The following is a 15,204-nucleotide window of genomic DNA, read 5'->3' on the forward strand; positions in this document are numbered from 1 at the left end:
GGGCGGCGGGCCGCGGCGGGGTCACGCGTGCGGCATGACGCCGAGCAGGATCCCGGCGGTCAGCACGACGTACGTCATGAGCGTCGCGGAGCCGGTGGCCAGCAGAGTGGCCCCCTTGGGCTGGCGGACCAGCTGGTAGGCGATCAGGCCGGGGACGATGAAGCCGAGGGTCTGGTTCGCGTACAGCAGCGGGAACTTCATCTGCAGCAGCATCACGACGCCGCCCTGGAGCAGCACGCCGATCAGCACGACGGTGGCGAACAGCCGCTTGCCGTAGAGGATCACGTAGCGCTGCGCGACGAGCGTGAGGGCGTAGGTCAGGACGGTGACGCCGAGGACGATCGCGGCGCGCTGGAGGTCCTCGACGAGGGTGAGGGCGAGCCAGCCCGGGGTGATCATGCCGCCGGGAGACAGGTTCGTCGTCAGGTAGCAGACGAGGGAGAACAGCAGACCGAGGGCGATGCCGATCGCGGCGATCTCGGGGGTGAGGACGGCGGGGATCAACGGGGTTCTCCTGGGTTGGACCACTGCGGGGGCCGCGGGTGCTGCGGGTTCTCGGGCTGTGCGTTCTGGTGCTGTGCGTTCTGGTGTTGCGGGGGCGGCGGGAGCTGCGGCTGCGGCTGCGGCTGCGGCTGCTGGAGTTGCGGCCACGCCGCCGACGTCAGCTCCGGGCGCTGCTGCGCCGCCCGGTACTGCTGCTCCGCGGGCGAGAACTGCTCGTACGCGGGCTCGTACGGCCCGGGCTGCTGCGGGAACTGATGGTTCGGGTAGTGCGGGAACTGCGGGTCGGGGTACGGCCGGCCCTCGGCGCGCGGCGTCGGGATGTGGGGGGTGCGCATCCGGCGCGCTTCCTCGGCCGCGGGCAGGTTCGCGTACGGGTCGAGGTGCTTGACGTACAGCGTCATGGTCTGGTCGTGCCGTACGTGCTGCGCGGGCGCGCCCGGCGCGGGCAGCGCGTCACCGTCCTCCTCGAAGGAGGGCAGCTCGGCGAGGTGCTCCAGCAGGATCTCGCCCTGGCCGTGGATGTTGCCGATGGCCACGAGCGAGGACTCCTGGCCGAGGTGGTCGAGCAGCTCGTGCATGAACTCCTCCCCGTCGCGCCCGTCGCCGCCGAGGTCGACGGCGCGGCCGCGCCACTCGGCGGGGATCGCGTCGATGGCGCTCTTCGCCGGGTGGCCGATCACGAACACCTTGTCCGGCTGGAGGTCGGGCACGATCTGGCCCATCTGGCCGTTGCGCTCGACCCGGTCGGGCCGGCAGTTGACGACCACGTTCAGCGGGCGGCTGATCGCACCGAGGTCGAGGAGCTGGTTGATGTTCATCAGCGTGGACTCGGGGTCGTTGGCCGCGAACACGTTGGCGAACCGCAGCCGCTTGCCGCCGGGGCCGACGTACCGCTCGACGGAGAGCACGCCCGGGTCCGGCGGGGCGTCGTACATGCCCTGCAGCGCGGTCTCCCGGTCGATGCCGAGGAGTTCGGCCACGACCAGCGCGATGGCCACGTTCTCCTTGAAGGTGAACCAGCTGAAGCCGCGCAGCTCCTCGTCGCTGACGATCTCGGGGTCGGCGTAGACGAGCCGGCAGTTCCGCGCGTCCGCTTCCTCCTGGAGGACGTGGAAGCGGTCCTTCTCGGCGGTGACGCAGATGCCGCCGTGCGGCATGGAGCGGGAGAGCGAGCGGCCGATGTCGTCGAGGGTCGGGCCCATCTCGGCCACGTGGTCCTCGCGGACGTTGCACAGCACGCCGATGGTGGACTGGATCAGCTTCTCCTGGTTGAGCTCCTGGAGCGGGGGCATGACAGCCATGCACTCCATGACCAGCGCGTCGGGCTTGTAGGCCGCCGCGCGGCGCACGATGCCGATCTGCTCCACGACGTTGGCGATGCCGAACTTGCGGTAGACCGGCTCCTCGGTGGCGTCGGGGTGGATGAAGCGTGCCGCGGTGCCGGTGGTCTTGGCGACCGTCACCAGCCCGCCGCCGCGCAGTGCGCCCGCGACGAGCCGGGTGATGGAGCTCTTGCCGCGGATGCCGTTGACCAGCACCCGGGTGGGTATTTCTTCCAGGTTGGCGAAGTGGCGCCGCTGCTCGATGACGCCCGCGATCAGCATCACCACGCAGCACACGACCAGCACGCTGAAGAGAAAGAGCACGGGGTCAGTTCCTTCCGGCCGTGGCAGCCTGGCCGGACAGGCCGGCGGTGGCGCTCGCTTCCCGCTTGCGCAGCTCCTGGAGCTGCTGCCTGATGACTTCCAGGCTGCGGGTGACCGCGCCGACCTCGTCGTGGTGGCGCGGGTAGAGGACGGTGCGGCGGTCGCCGTCCGCCAGGGCTTCGGCGCGCTGCGCGAGTTCGCGCAGGGCCCTGATCACCACGATGTGGAGCCATCCGAGGCAGGCCACGGCGGCCGTGAGGCCGAGCAGGCCGGCCAGCACCGTGCGGTTCTGCAGGTTGTACTCGGGGATGGCCAGGCCCTTGGCCGGCTGCCAGCTGACCACGGTCCAGGCCAGCGGCTTGGCGGCGCCGCCGCCCGCCATCGGGACCGCGGCGGCGATGGTGATGTCCTCGCCGTCGCCGCGCAGCACGACGCTGCTGGGGCGCGGGCCCTTGCCGACCTTCTGGTTGGTGCCGGCCGCCAGCGCCCGCAGGCTCTCGTCGGGCAGCTGCGAGAAGGCCAGGTAGCCGTTGTTGCCGCCGATGACGCGCTGCTTCTCGTCGATCACCCGGATCTCGCCCAGGCCGGGACGCTTGAGCAGGGAGTTGAGGAAGTCGATGCGCAGTTCTCCGACGACGGACGCGCCCTTGAGGCCGGGGGCCGCGGCGAACTCGATGATGACCGGCGCGTTGCCGGCCTCGTGCAGCACCACGGGCTCGTCGACGGGTGCCTTGGCCTGGGGGCGTCGGGGCGCGGCCCCGGCCTTCGCGGTGACGGTCCCGTCCGCCTGGAGGACGTACAGGGACTCGTAGCGCTGGTGCTGGCCGAGGGTGCGTTCCAGGATGCCGGTCATTTCGGCGGGGGTGGTGGCCGGGCCGATCAGCGAGCCCACGGAGGTGAGGTCGGCGTGCCCCTCGTTGAGGGCGCGGCGGACCCGGTCGGCCATGGTGTCGGTGCGTTCGCGCTGGTCGTGGACGATCGTCTGCGGTACGCCGACGGATTCGCCGGCCCGGTTGAGCAGCAGGACCAGGGGTGCGGACCACAGCAGCAGGAGCGCGCCGCACGTGGCGAGCAGGGCGCGGGCGCCGATCCGGCCGCGGCCGCGGCCGGGGTCGTGGGCCTTCTGGGCCTCGGCGGGCTCGCCCTGCAGCTGACGGCGCAGCCGCTCCAGGGCGGTGCCGATGCGGGCGGCCTCGCCGTACTTGGGACGGTTGACCGGACGGTTCAGGTCGCCGCGGCTGAGCCGGCGGCTCTCCAGGAAGAGCTGGAGCAGCGGCTTCTGCACGGTGCCGAGGAGGAGGGAGACGGCGAGGAGGCCGATGGCGAGCAGGACGGCCGCGGCGACGATCCCGAAGAAGGGGTCGATGAGGGAGGTGCGGTCCTCGGTGACGTTGAGCAGGGAGATGACGGTCAGCCCGAGGGCGGTGGCCGCGGTGCCCTTGCCCGCCTCGGGGCCGGTCAGGCCGGCGTAGCCGACGACGGTCCGCTCGCCGTCGTCGGAGGGGCCGAGCAGGCTGCCGCTGACGCCGCGGAAGCCGCCTCCGCCGGGCTCCTTGGTGGTCAGCGGGTGGGCCTTGGTCTTCTTCGCGGCGACCTTGGCGTACTTCTTGAGCTGCTTGCGGGACCGTTCGGTCTCTTCCTTGACCTCGTCGGACTGGATCTGCTCGTCATTGGCGAGGCCGTCGCTGCTGAGGATCTGGCCGGTGGAGTCGGTCACCGCGATGGCGCGGAACTTGCCCAGGCTGACGCCGGGGAACCGCAGGCTGCTGGAGGCGACGAGCAGTTTCTGGGGCTGGCCGGGCCAGGACAGTACGGCGAAGGTGAGCAGGCGGGTCTCGCCGTTCTCCAGGCGCACCATGCGCGGGACGAGGCCGTTGGCCTCGGCGAGCTTGGTGTGGTCCAGGGCGGTCAGCGGCACGTTCTCGCCGCGCTGGGCCTCCAGTCGTCCCGATTTGACCTCGACGACGGCCATGCCGCGCCACTTCTGGTAGACGTTGCCGAGCTTGTCGAGCACCGTGTCGGCGGAGACCGGGGCGCCCGCGTTGAAGAGGGTGGCGGTGCGGGAGAGGTCGGTGATCGACTCGTCCAGCGAGGCCCGCATCGCGATGGCGCCGTCCTCCGCGAAGTACTGCTGGGAGGTGCGGACCGCCTCGGGGACGGACTCGTTGCCCACCTTGCCGAGGTGGAAGGCGGTGAGCGCGGCAAGGGCGAGCAGCAGCGCGGACAGCGCGGCGATGGGCGGCCGGATGCCGCCCAGCAGCGACATGTCCGCCCTTCGGCGGGCCTTCTGCCGCCGCTTCGTGCGCGACGCGGACAACGGGACTCCTGTGGATGTGGGTGACGGTGCGGGGACGGGGGCGGGGCGGGGACGGGTTCACCGGGCGGCACGTCCGGCGGGCGGACTGCGTACGCCTCGGCCCTATCGGTCGGTCAGCGGCGCCAGTCCGTCCTTGCTCCCACCCCGGTTGAGCAGGGTGCCCTGGGTGCGGTCGTATGCGAGCCGGTAGCGGGCACGCCGCTCGGCCGACAGCCCGGTGTCGTTCTTCATCGCGGTGGCGAGGTCGATCAGCCGGTGGTCCTTGACCTGTCCGGTCTCGGGCAGCTTGACCGCGGGGTCGGTGACCTCCGGGTCCGGCGGCAGCTCCACGAAGGTGGGGACGTAACGGGCCTTGACGTCCCATGTGCCGTTCTTCTCCGTGAATTCGAACCAGCCGATGACGCCCTCCTCGGACAGACCGCTGGGCACCTCGTGCCGGGCGAGCTGGTTGCCGAGGCCGTACGCGACCCAGATGCCGCCGACCTTCTCCATCGGCTGGACGACGTGGGCGTGGTGGCCGATGACCAGGTTGACGCCGGTCTTCTCGGCGACCTTCCTGGCGAGGCTCAGCTGGAGCGAGTTCGGGGCGGGCTGGTGCTCCTTGCCCCAGTGGATGCTGAGGATGACGACCTCGGCGCCGGCGGCCCGGGCGGCCTTCTCGGCGGCCGAGATGGCGTCCAGCGAGGTCTTGTTCGCCAGCCAGGGCTTGTCCGCGGGTATCCGGCGGCCGTTGAACCCGCCGGCGAAGGAGATCTGCGCGACCTTGACGCCCTTGACGTCCGTGATCAGCGGTTTGGCGCCCTCTGCCTGGCTGCGGGCGGAGCCGGTGTGCTTGAGGCCCGCCTTGTCGAGGGCGTCGAGGGTGCTCTTGACGCCGCCCTCACCGTGGTCGAGCGCGTGGTTCGACGCGGTCGAGCAGGTGTCGTACCCGATGTCCTTGAGGGTCGTGGTGATCTGCGGCGGCGCGATGAAGTCCGGGAAACTCTGGAAGGGCCCCTCCGGCTTGCCGAGCACCGGCTCCATGTGGCAGATCGCCAGGTCGGCCTTGCTCACGACCGGCTTCACCCCGGCCATGATCGGTCCGAAGTCCATGCCGCCCTTGCCCTTGGTCTTGGCGTCCTGCTGGGCCTGGGCGGTCAGCTCGGGGTGGATGAGCACGTCACCGGCCGCGGCCACGGTGAACGAACGCCCACCGGCGCCCGTCGCCAGCCGACCCTTGGCATGGCCACCGGATTCCCCGTCTCCGAGGAGCCCGCAGCCGGCGAGGACCGTCGCCAGGAACAGGGTGAGCGCTCCGGTGCGGAGCATGACGGGAGAGGCGGATATCTTCACTCGGTCTATCTTTATCCGACCATGACTCCATTCCTCGCTAAACATATAACGATTAAGGCAACTCTATGCGCGGCAATGGCCATGGCCGCAGTTATCGCGTATTTCGCAATCTCATCCTGTCGACCATCAGGTGAATTGCAGGTTAATTCCAGTCCTTCGGCAACTCCGGGGGTCGACCTGGAAGAGCGGGTCACGGAATTCACCCGGGGGTTCGGCGAGCGGGGAGGCTACCGGATCCCCACGGCGGACGAGCGCCGGACGGTCACCCGGGGCGTCGCCCTGCTCTTGGACGGCGACCAGGAGGGGGCGCGCGAACGCCTGGCCGAGGTCGACTTCACCGTGCAGTCGTTCACGGACGCCGCGAGCGGCCGCCACTTCGCCGAGGTCGCGGACGCGGCGGCCGATTCGGGTCCCAAGAACCGGGGTTGGGGCCGGGTGTACGTCGACCTGGGCGCGAACCCGAGCTGGAGCGTGCAGGTCCCGCACCCGATCGCCGACCAGGAGACCGAGCGGCTCGGCGCCCGGGTGCTGCGCGGGGCGCCCGGCGGGGTGATGGTGCTGGCCGGCGCCCACCGGACGGCGGGCGAGGGGGACGCCGCCGACGTGGCGCACCGTACGGACTCGGTGTTCCACCAGGTCATCGAGGAACTCATGAAGCGCCGCCTGCCGGGGATCCAGCTGCACGGGTTCGCCAATGAATCCTTTCCGGAATTCGACGCCGTCGTCTCGACGGGGGCCGGCGACCGGGCGGCGTCCGAGGCCAGGACCCTGTCGACGGCACTGACCGGGGAGGGCCTGGAGGTCTGCCGCGCCTATGCCCGTAAATGCAAACTGTCGGGCACCTCGAACGAACAGGGCCTGGTGGCGTCCGAGGAGAATCTCCGTTTTCTCCATATTGAGCTCGCCCGGGCGATAAGGACGGATGACGACCGCGTCGACGACGTGACCAGGGCGATGACGGCCCTCACCACGCGCTGGTCGAAGCCGTGACCACCCCGCGCGAAAGGGGCCGGCCCCCGGAGGAGCCGACCCCTTCCGACCTGCACGCTTGACGGAGTTCACCCAGCACATCCAGCACCACACGGCCGAACCACGGTTGTGTACACATGGCACACTCGGTACGCTTGAGCGTATGACGCAGCCGCTACCCATAGAGTCCATCCGCGACGTGCGCGCCCACCTGGCGGAAGTCGTGGAGCGTGCGGACCGCGACGACGTACCCACGGTCATCACGCGTCGGGGCAAGGAAGTCGCCGCCGTCGTCTCCATCGAGGTGCTGCGCAAGTATCAGGCGTGGGAAGAGCGCGAGATCAACCGGATCATCGACGAGCGCATGGCCAACCCGGCACCCGGCATCCCGATCGAGGACATCATGAGGGAGACACTGGCGCGCGGTGAGTGAGTACCGGACCGTCTTCCGACCGGAGGCGCAGGCCGAGCTTCGGAAGATCCCTCGCGACATGGCGCTGCGCATCCTAGCCAAGCTGACCGAGCTGGAGAGCGATCCCCTCGGGTTCAACACCACCGCGCTCGTGTCGCAGCCGGAACGCCGCCGGCTGCGAGTCGGCGACTACCGGGTCGTCTACACGCTCGACAACGGAGAGCTCGTGGTGTGGGTCGTCCATGTGGGACACAGGTCTACCGTTTACGAGACCTGATTGCCGCTGACCCCGCGTCAGAATATCCAGCACCCATCCAGCACGGTGACGGCGAAGGGGTCGGACTCGACAGAGTCCGACCCCTCTTGGCCTACATGTTTGCCACGTCAGCGACGTGGTGTTATTTCATCCGCTCACACGTTGAAGCGGAACTCGACCACGTCGCCGTCCTGCATGACGTAGTCCTTGCCCTCCATGCGGGCCTTGCCCTTGGCGCGGGCCTCGGCGACCGAGCCGCAGGCGACCAGGTCCTCGAAGGAGATGATCTCCGCCTTGATGAAGCCGCGCTGGAAGTCCGTGTGGATCACGCCGGCGGCCTCGGGGGCGGTGGCGCCCTTCTTGATGGTCCAGGCGCGGGTTTCCTTCGGGCCGGCCGTCAGGTAGGTCTGCAGGCCCAGGGTCGCGAAGCCGACGCGGCCGAGGGTGGCCATGCCGGGCTCCTCCTGGCCGACCGACTGGAGGAGTTCGAGCGCCTCGTCGTCGTCGAGCTCGATGAGCTCAGCTTCCAGCTTGGCGTTCAGGAAGATCGCCTCGGCCGGGGCCACCAGCGCGCTCTGCTCCGCCTTGAAGGCGTCGTCCGTCAGCTCGTCCTCGTCCACGTTGAAAACGTAGAGGAACGGCTTGACCGTGAGGAGGTGGAGCTCGTGGAGGAGGTCGCCCTGCTCCGTGCCCTTGGCGATGCCCTGGGAGAAGAGGGTGTCGCCCGCTTCGAGGATCTTCTGGGCCTTCTCGACGGCGGCGAGGACCGCGACCTTCTCCTTCTGGAGGCGGGACTCCTTCGTCAGGCGCGGCACCGCCTTCTCGATGGACTGGAGGTCCGCGAGGATCAGCTCGGTGTTGATGGTCTCGATGTCGTCCTTCGGCGAGACCTTGCCGTCCACGTGGACGACGTTCTCGTCCTTGAAGGCGCGGATGACCTGGCAGATCGCGTCCGACTCGCGGATGTTCGCGAGGAACTTGTTGCCGAGGCCCTCGCCCTCCGACGCACCGCGCACGATGCCCGCGATGTCGACGAAGTCGACCGTGGCCGGGAGGAGCTTGGCGGAGCCGAAGATGCCGGCCAGGACGCCGAGGCGGGCGTCCGGAACGCCGACGACGCCGACGTTCGGCTCGATCGTGGCGAACGGGTAGTTGGCCGCCAGCACGTCGTTCTTGGTCAGGGCGTTGAACAGGGTCGACTTGCCGACATTCGGCAGGCCGACGATTCCGATCGTGAGCGACACGTTGGCGACTTCCCGTAGCTGGAGGGGGCGGCGGCCCGGAGTGGGCCATCGGACAGTTTACTTTCCGATGAGGGGGCCCGGATGTACGCGTGTCCGGGCACGCGATCGGCGGCCTCCCCGCCTAGTTTTGGGGGGTGGAGCGATACAAGGCGCGTACGGTACGTCACCCTGCGGAGCGGTCTGCCGAGCGGTCCCCCCAGCGAGCGCCCGCACCGGTACGCCGGCTGCCGCGGCCCCGGCTGACCGGACTCGGCGGCGGGCTCTTCGCCTGCGCCGCGATGTTCCTGATCGGCGGCCTCGACTGGCTGCTGTTCGACTCCTCGCTGTTCGTCTACGGGCTGTTCTTCCTGCCCGTAGCAGCCGCCACCGCCCTGTGGGTACGGCCCGCCGACCTGATCACCGCGCCGATCAGCGTCCCGATCGCCTTCGCCGCCGGAGTGTGGCCCGTGTCGGGCGGCTCCGGCGGTTTCGCCGGCGAGGTGATGGGGCTGGTCTCCGCGCTGTCCCTGCACGCCGGCTGGCTGTACGCCGGCACGCTCGTCGCCGCGCTGATCGCGGTCGTGCGCAAGGCCGTCCTCATCGGCCGCCGCCGGATGCCCCGCCGCGTCGCCTGAGCGGCGGCCGGAAGGACGGACCCGGAGGACGGACCCGGAGGGCGAACCCAGAGGGCGGACCCGGAGGGCAGCCCGGAGCGCGCCCCGCAGGACGGCCCGGGACACGCCCCGCAGGACGGCCCGCGGGGCGTGCCGGGCGAACGGCTCCGAGGACGCCCCTCCCGGCTACTCCGCCGCCGAGCGCGCCGCCATCGCCGCACCCACGATGCCCGCGTTGTTCTGCAGTTCCGCCGGCACGATCCGCGCCCGTACGCCCTCGATCAGCGGCAGGAACTTCTCCGGCTTGCGGCTCACGCCGCCGCCGATGATGAAGAGGTCCGGGGAGAACAGCATCTCCACGTGTGCCAGGTACTTCCCCACCCGGTGCGCCCAGCGCTCCCAGGTCAGTTCCCCGTCCTCCTTCGCCTTCACCGAGGCCCGCGTCTCCGCGTCGTGGCCCTTCAGCTCCAGGTGGCCCAGCTCGGAGTTGGGCACCAGCCGTCCGCCCGTGAAGAGCGCGCTGCCGATCCCGGTGCCCAGCGTGAGCAGGATGACGGTGCCGTCGTTCCCGCGCCCCGCCCCGTAGGCCATCTCCGCGACCCCGGCCGCGTCCGCGTCGTTCAGGACCGTCACCTGACGGCCGTCCAGGCGCGAGGAGAGCAGCGCCGCCGTGTCCACTCCGACCCAGGCCTTGTCCATGTTGGCCGCCGACCGGGTCACCCCGCCCGTGACCACCCCGGGGAAGGTGACCCCCACCGGGCCGTCCCAGGCGAAGTGGCGCACCACCTCGACGACACAGCCGGCCACCCCGTCGGGGGTGGCCGGCTGTGGTGTCAGCACCTTGTGGCGCTCCTGCGCCAGGTCGCCACGGTTCAGGTCCACGGGAGCGCCCTTGATCCCGGAACCACCGATGTCCACGCCGAAGATCTCCATGGACTCACCGTACGAAAAGAGCCGCCGCGGCGCGCCCTGTCGGGGAGATGCCTACTTCTGTGCGCCCGGAACCGGGCCCGAAACCGCGTCCGAAGCCGGGCCCGTAGCCCCGCCCTGGGCCCCCACGAGCTCCGCCGCCTCCGCGCGCAGGTCGCGGCGCAGTTCCTTGGGCAGGGAGAAGACGATGGACTCCTCGGCCGTCTTGACGATCTCCACGTCCGCGTAGCCGCGCGCGGCCAGCCACTCCAGCACCTCTTCGACCAGCACCTCCGGCACCGAGGCGCCCGAGGTCAGGCCGACGGTGGTGACACCCTCGAGCCAGGCTTCGTCGATCTCGTTCGCGAAGTCCACGAGGTACGAGGCCTTCGCGCCCGCGTCGAGGGCGACCTCGACGAGGCGGATCGAGTTCGAGGAGTTCTTGGAGCCGACGACGATGACCAGGTCACAGTCCTTGCCCATCACCTTGACCGCCTCCTGGCGGTTGGAGGTGGCGTAGCAGATGTCGTCACTGGGCGGCGAGACGAGCAGCGGGAACTTGGTCTTCAGCGCGTCGACCGTCTCCATCGTCTCGTCGACGGAGAGGGTGGTCTGCGACAGCCAGACGACCTTCGACTCGTCGCGGACGGTGACCTTCTCCACGTCGTGCGGGCCGTCCACGATGGTGATGTGGTCCGGGGCCTCGCCGGAGGTGCCGATGACCTCCTCGTGGCCCTCGTGGCCGATGAGGAGGATGTCGAAGTCCTCGTTCGCGTAGCGGATCGCTTCCTTGTGGACCTTGGTGACCAGGGGGCAGGTCGCGTCGATCGTCGCGAGCTTCCCGCGCGCCGCCTCCTCGTGCACCACGGGGGCCACGCCGTGCGCGGAGAACATCACGATGGAGCCCTCGGGGACCTCCTCCGTCCGCTCGACGAAGATGGCTCCCTTCCGCTCCAGGGTCTGGACGACGTACTTGTTGTGCACGATCTCGTGCCGCACGTAGACCGGCGCGCCGTACTGCTCGAGGGCCTTCTCGACGGCGATCACGGCTCGGTCCACGCCCGCGCAGTAGCCGCGCGGGGCGGCGAGCAGAACGCGGCGGGATGCGGGAGCGGGGGCGTCAGCAGTCATGGGCTCCATCGTACGGGGGTGTCCAGCAGGCCGGGCGTCGCCCGTTCGGCACAAACTGGGTCGAACATCCGCACCGGCCCCACCCCCGGAGGAAAGATGGCGTCCGCGACGGATCCCAGTACGCCGCCCGGCCCGCCCGGCCGGACGGACGGCCCGTCCGCCGTGCCCGGCACCTCCTTGCGCCGCAGTCTCGGATTCCGGGACCTGGTGGTCTACGGGCTGCTCTTCATCGCCCCCATGGCCCCGGTCGGCGTCTTCGGCACCCTCGACGCCAAGTCCCACGGCGCCGTCGCCCTCGTCTACCTCGTCGCGACGGTGGCGATGGCCTTCACGGCCTTCTCCTACGCGCAGATGGTGCGCGTGGCCCCGCAGGCCGGCTCCGTCTTCACGTACGCCCGCAAGGGTCTCGGCGAGGGTCCCGGACTGATCGCCGGCTGGATGGCGATGCTCGACTACCTGCTGATCCCGGCGGTCGCGTACCTCTTCTCCGGGATCGCCATGAACGCCCTGGTCCCGGAGGTCTCCCGGTGGGTGTGGACGGCCCTGGCGGTGGTCGTGACCACCCTGCTCAACCTGTGGGGCGTACGGGCCGCCGCGCGCGTGGGATTCGCCGTGCTGGCGATGGAGATCGCGGTCCTGCTGGTGTTCCTGGTCTCGGCGGTGACCGTGCTGGTCCGGGGCGCGGAGCACCGCGCCTGGCTCTCCCCCTTCACCGGCGACGGCTCGCTGGGCGGGTTCTCCACGGCCGCCGTGCTCGGCGCGGTGTCGGTCGCGGTCCTGTCCTACCTGGGCTTCGACGCCATCGCCTCCTTCGCCGAGGAGGTCACCGGCGGCAGTGCGAAGGTGGCACGGGCGGTGCTGTTCTGTCTGGCGCTGACCGGTGTGCTGTTCATCGCCCAGACCTATCTGGCGGCCCTCCTCAGCCCCCTCTCGGCGGCGGAGCTGGCGGCCGACCCGGGGAAGCAGGGACCGGCCTTCTACACGACGGTCGAGGCCTCCGTGGGGATGTGGCTGCACGACCTGGTCGCCATCAGCAAGGCGATCGGGGCCGCCTTCGCCGCGCTGGCCGGGCAGGCCGCGGCGGGCCGGCTGCTCTTCGCGATGGCCCGCGAGCGGCGGCTGCCCCGCGCGCTCGCCCACACCTCGAACGGGACCCCGCGCCCGGCCCTGCTGCTGGCGGCGACGGTCACGCTGATCGCGGCCGTGTGGGCGGCCCGGCGCGACGACGGGCTGGACCACCTGGTCTCGGTGGTCGACATCGGGGCGCTGGTGGCGTTCACCCTGCTGCACGCCTCGGTGGTCGGCTGGTTCGTGGTCAAGCGGCGCGAGGGGACCCCGAACTGGTTCAAGCACCTGGTGGTCCCGGTCCTCGGCGCCGCCGTGACCCTCGCGGTGATCGTCGAAGCCTCGTGGACGGCGCAACTGGTGGGGGCGGTGTGGCTGCTGGTGGGCCTGTGCGTGCTGCTGGCCCAGCGCGGGCGACGCGCGCGCGACGAAGGCTCCCGGCCCGACGCCGGTGTCGGTGCGGGCGGTTAGCCTGCGTGCATGGGTCTGAATTCGTCGGCTGACGCGCCGCTGCCGGTCGGTCAGGTGTCCCGGCTCATCGGGGGCTGGATCGACAAGCTCGGTCAGGTGTGGGTGGAAGGGCAGATCACGCAGCTCTCGCGGCGGCCGGGAGCGGGGGTGGTCTTCCTGACGCTGCGCGATCCCTCGCACGACATCTCCCTGAGCGTGACCTGCTTCCGGCAGGTCTTCGACGAGGTCGCGGACTCCGTGACGGAGGGCGCGCGCGTGGTCGTGCTGGCCAAGCCCGAGTGGTACGCCCCGCGCGGGCAGCTGTCCCTGCGGGCCACCGAGATACGGCCCGTCGGCATCGGCGAGCTCCTCGCCCGGCTGGAGAAGCTCAAGCGCTCCCTCGCCTCCGAGGGGCTCTTCGCGCTGGACCGCAAGAAGCCGCTGCCGTTCCTGCCGCAGCTGATCGGGCTGGTGGTGGGGCGGGCCTCGGCGGCCGAGCGCGACGTCCTGGAGAACGCGCGGCGCAGGTGGCCGGCGGTCCGCTTCGAGGTCCGCAACGTCGCCGTCCAGGGGGTGCACGCGGTGCCCCAGGTGATCCAGGCGGTCAAGGAGCTGGACTCCATGCCCGAGGTGGACGTGATCATCGTGGCCCGTGGCGGGGGCAGCGTGGAGGACCTGCTGCCCTTCTCCGACGAGGAGGTCGTACGGACCGTCGCGGCGGCCCGTACGCCCGTGGTCTCGGCGATCGGGCACGAGCCCGACTCCCCGCTGCTCGACCTGGTCGCGGACCTGCGGGCGTCCACGCCCACGGACGCGGCGAAGAAGGTGGTCCCGGACGTCGGCGAGGAGCTGGAGCGGGTACGCCAGCTGCAGGGCCGGGGGCTGCGCGCCGTGCGCGGGCTGCTCGACCGGGAGCAGCGGGGGCTCGCGCACGCGCTCGCGCGGCCGGTCTTCGTCCACCCCCAGCGGATGGTGGAGACCCGGGAGGCGGAGGTGGAAGCGCTGCTGGCGCGCGGCCGCCGGACCCTGGGGCACTTGCTGGACCGGGCCGATTCGGAGCTGGCGCACACGCTCGCCCGCGTGGTGGCGCTGTCCCCGGCGGCCACCCTGGAGCGCGGGTACGCGGTCCTCCAGCGGGCCGACGGGCACGTGGTGCGCTCGCCCGAGGACGTGGCGGCGGGCGACGTGCTGCGGGCGCGGGTGGCGGAGGGGGAGTTCGCGGTGCGGGTCGCCGAGGAGCCCGCGTAGGCGGGTCGCCCCACGGGCAGTTCGCCTCGCAGACGGGTCGCTTCACCGGCAGTTCGTTTCACACTGCCGCAACAAATTTCGGTGTACTACACATTTAAGGTGGGAGCGGGAATGACCGAGACCGATACGGCGCTGGGATACGAGCAGGCCCGGGACGAGCTGATCGAGGTCGTCCGCAGGCTCGAGGCCGGCGGCACCTCGCTGGAGGACTCCCTCGCGCTCTGGGAGCGCGGCGAGGAACTCGCCAAGGTGTGCCGCCACTGGCTGGAGGGGGCCCGCGCCCGGCTGGACTCGGCGCTGGCCGCGCGCGAGGCGGCCGAGGGGGCGGGCGGGGAGTGATCCCGCTCACCCGGATACGGAGATAGTTGAATTTTCACCTAAATCCGTCGTAGTCTTTGGGCATCGCTTCAGTCCCGTACAGAAGAAGGCTTTCCGATGTCTCTCGTTCTCGACGCCGCCGCTCAGGACCTCCTCTTCCGTGAGGCCCGCACCGCCAACACGTTCTCCGACGAGCCGGTGACCGAGGAGCAGGTCCAGGCGATCTACGACCTGGTGAAGTACGCGCCGACCGCCTTCAACCAGTCGCCGCTGCGCATCACCCTGGTCCGCTCCCCCGAGGCCCGCGAGCGCCTCGTGAAGCACATGGCCGAGGGCAACCAGGCCAAGACCGCCACCGCCCCGCTGGTCGCGATCCTGTCCGCGGACAACGAGTTCCACGAGGAGCTCCCGCAGCTGTTCCCGCACTTCCCGCAGGCCAAGGACGCCTTCTTCTCCGAGCGCCCGGTCCGCGAGCAGTCCGCCGTGCTCAACGCCACCCTGCAGGCCGCCTACTTCATCGTCGGCGTCCGCGCCGCAGGCCTGGCCGCCGGCCCGATGAACGGCATGGACCACGCGGGCATCCAGAAGGAGTTCCTGGACGCCGACCACACCCCGCTGATGGTCGTCAACATCGGCAAGCCGGGCGAGGACGCCTGGTTCCCGCGCTCCCCGCGCCTGGAGTTCGACCAGGTCATCACGACCGTCTGAGCCCAGCCCCGCAGGCAGTGAACGAAAAGGCCGCGCTCCCCGGAATCCGGGGATGGGGGCCAGTTCTCCAGCCCCCCCCACCCGACCGGCCAAATGTGTCTC

General features: G+C 70.6%; 15 protein-coding genes. 8 read left to right on the forward strand and 7 right to left on the reverse strand.

Annotation, left to right across the window (positions count from 1 at the left end):
- Positions 1-21: 21 nt before the first annotated feature.
- The 4 genes from ABZY57_RS24080 to ABZY57_RS24095 form a co-directional block, all read right to left on the reverse strand.
- Entirely contained in the window at positions 22-504 is a 483-nt protein-coding gene (locus tag ABZY57_RS24080) for a poly-gamma-glutamate biosynthesis protein PgsC/CapC (RefSeq protein ID WP_356515140.1), read from the reverse strand.
- Positions 501-2,150: a poly-gamma-glutamate synthase PgsB gene (gene pgsB / locus ABZY57_RS24085; protein WP_356515142.1), complete on the reverse strand. Its 1,650-nt coding sequence runs from the start codon at positions 2,148-2,150 to the stop codon at positions 501-503. The genes ABZY57_RS24080 and pgsB overlap by 4 nt, the downstream gene beginning before the upstream one ends.
- Before the next feature lie 4 nt (positions 2,151-2,154).
- Positions 2,155-4,467: a HAMP domain-containing protein gene (locus tag ABZY57_RS24090; RefSeq protein WP_356515144.1), complete on the reverse strand. Its 2,313-nt coding sequence runs from the start codon at positions 4,465-4,467 to the stop codon at positions 2,155-2,157.
- A 102-nt stretch (positions 4,468-4,569) separates the two neighbouring features.
- Positions 4,570-5,799, reverse strand: a complete 1,230-nt coding sequence (locus tag ABZY57_RS24095) for a CapA family protein (RefSeq protein ID WP_356515146.1) — start codon at positions 5,797-5,799, stop codon at positions 4,570-4,572.
- A gap of 135 nt (positions 5,800-5,934) precedes the next feature.
- Between ABZY57_RS24095 and ABZY57_RS24100 the strand changes: the two genes are divergently transcribed.
- The 3 genes from ABZY57_RS24100 to ABZY57_RS24110 all read left to right on the forward strand — a co-directional run bounded on the left by ABZY57_RS24100 (position 5,935) and on the right by ABZY57_RS24110 (position 7,457).
- Positions 5,935-6,789 (forward strand): hypothetical protein, encoded by an 855-nt coding sequence (locus ABZY57_RS24100; RefSeq protein ID WP_356515148.1) that lies wholly within the window; start codon positions 5,935-5,937, stop codon positions 6,787-6,789.
- 142 nt (positions 6,790-6,931) lie between these two features.
- Positions 6,932-7,201: a type II toxin-antitoxin system Phd/YefM family antitoxin gene (locus ABZY57_RS24105; RefSeq protein ID WP_329022933.1), complete on the forward strand. Its 270-nt coding sequence runs from the start codon at positions 6,932-6,934 to the stop codon at positions 7,199-7,201.
- Positions 7,194-7,457 carry a type II toxin-antitoxin system RelE/ParE family toxin gene (locus ABZY57_RS24110; protein WP_356515150.1) on the forward strand — a complete coding sequence of 88 codons (264 nt, stop codon included), beginning with the start codon at positions 7,194-7,196 and terminating at the stop codon, positions 7,455-7,457. The genes ABZY57_RS24105 and ABZY57_RS24110 overlap by 8 nt, the downstream gene beginning before the upstream one ends.
- 134 nt (positions 7,458-7,591) lie before the next feature.
- Here ABZY57_RS24110 and ychF read toward each other — a convergent pair whose 3' ends face one another.
- Positions 7,592-8,680 (reverse strand): redox-regulated ATPase YchF, encoded by a 1,089-nt coding sequence (ychF, locus tag ABZY57_RS24115; protein WP_356515152.1) that lies wholly within the window; start codon positions 8,678-8,680, stop codon positions 7,592-7,594.
- Between the two features lie 224 nt (positions 8,681-8,904).
- Between ychF and ABZY57_RS24120 the strand changes: the two genes are divergently transcribed.
- Positions 8,905-9,294, forward strand: coding sequence for a DUF6542 domain-containing protein (locus tag ABZY57_RS24120; protein WP_356515166.1), 390 nt, complete (start codon positions 8,905-8,907; stop codon positions 9,292-9,294).
- Positions 9,295-9,459: 165 nt separating this feature from the next.
- Here ABZY57_RS24120 and ppgK read toward each other — a convergent pair whose 3' ends face one another.
- On the reverse strand, positions 9,460-10,206 hold the full coding sequence (gene ppgK / locus ABZY57_RS24125) for a polyphosphate--glucose phosphotransferase (RefSeq protein WP_356515154.1): 747 nt from the start codon (positions 10,204-10,206) through the stop codon (positions 9,460-9,462).
- Positions 10,207-10,257: 51 nt separating this feature from the next.
- The gene (locus tag ABZY57_RS24130; protein ID WP_356515156.1) at positions 10,258-11,322 is read right to left on the reverse strand and encodes a 4-hydroxy-3-methylbut-2-enyl diphosphate reductase; all 1,065 of its coding nucleotides are present in this window, start codon (positions 11,320-11,322) and stop codon (positions 10,258-10,260) included.
- Between the two features lie 87 nt (positions 11,323-11,409).
- On the opposite strand from ABZY57_RS24130, the gene ABZY57_RS24135 reads away from it, so the two are divergent.
- The 4 genes from ABZY57_RS24135 to ABZY57_RS24150 all read left to right on the forward strand — a co-directional run bounded on the left by ABZY57_RS24135 (position 11,410) and on the right by ABZY57_RS24150 (position 15,102).
- Positions 11,410-12,849: an APC family permease gene (locus tag ABZY57_RS24135; RefSeq protein ID WP_356515158.1), complete on the forward strand. Its 1,440-nt coding sequence runs from the start codon at positions 11,410-11,412 to the stop codon at positions 12,847-12,849.
- Between the two features lie 9 nt (positions 12,850-12,858).
- Positions 12,859-14,076 carry an exodeoxyribonuclease VII large subunit gene (gene xseA / locus ABZY57_RS24140; protein WP_356515160.1) on the forward strand — a complete coding sequence of 406 codons (1,218 nt, stop codon included), beginning with the start codon at positions 12,859-12,861 and terminating at the stop codon, positions 14,074-14,076.
- A 111-nt stretch (positions 14,077-14,187) separates the two neighbouring features.
- On the forward strand, positions 14,188-14,415 hold the full coding sequence (locus ABZY57_RS24145; RefSeq protein ID WP_356515162.1) for an exodeoxyribonuclease VII small subunit: 228 nt from the start codon (positions 14,188-14,190) through the stop codon (positions 14,413-14,415).
- A gap of 96 nt (positions 14,416-14,511) precedes the next feature.
- Complete coding sequence (locus ABZY57_RS24150) at positions 14,512-15,102, forward strand: malonic semialdehyde reductase (protein ID WP_356515164.1); 591 nt, start codon at positions 14,512-14,514, stop codon at positions 15,100-15,102.
- Positions 15,103-15,204 lie beyond the last annotated feature (102 nt).

Source organism: Streptomyces sp. NPDC006450 (assembly GCF_040612195.1).
Classification (GTDB): domain Bacteria; phylum Actinomycetota; class Actinomycetes; order Streptomycetales; family Streptomycetaceae; genus Streptomyces.

Coding starts and splice junctions, on each gene's coding strand:
- ABZY57_RS24135 (WP_356515158.1), top strand. CDS start 11,410: ATGGCGTCCGCGACGGATCCCAGTACGCCGCCCGGCCCGCCCGGCCGG.
- ABZY57_RS24145 (WP_356515162.1), top strand. CDS start 14,188: ATGACCGAGACCGATACGGCGCTGGGATACGAGCAGGCCCGGGACGAG.
- ABZY57_RS24130 (WP_356515156.1), bottom strand. CDS start 11,322: ATGGAGCCCATGACTGCTGACGCCCCCGCTCCCGCATCCCGCCGCGTT.
- ppgK (WP_356515154.1), bottom strand. CDS start 10,206: ATGGAGATCTTCGGCGTGGACATCGGTGGTTCCGGGATCAAGGGCGCT.
- xseA (WP_356515160.1), top strand. CDS start 12,859: ATGGGTCTGAATTCGTCGGCTGACGCGCCGCTGCCGGTCGGTCAGGTG.
- ABZY57_RS24105 (WP_329022933.1), top strand. CDS start 6,932: ATGACGCAGCCGCTACCCATAGAGTCCATCCGCGACGTGCGCGCCCAC.
- ABZY57_RS24150 (WP_356515164.1), top strand. CDS start 14,512: ATGTCTCTCGTTCTCGACGCCGCCGCTCAGGACCTCCTCTTCCGTGAG.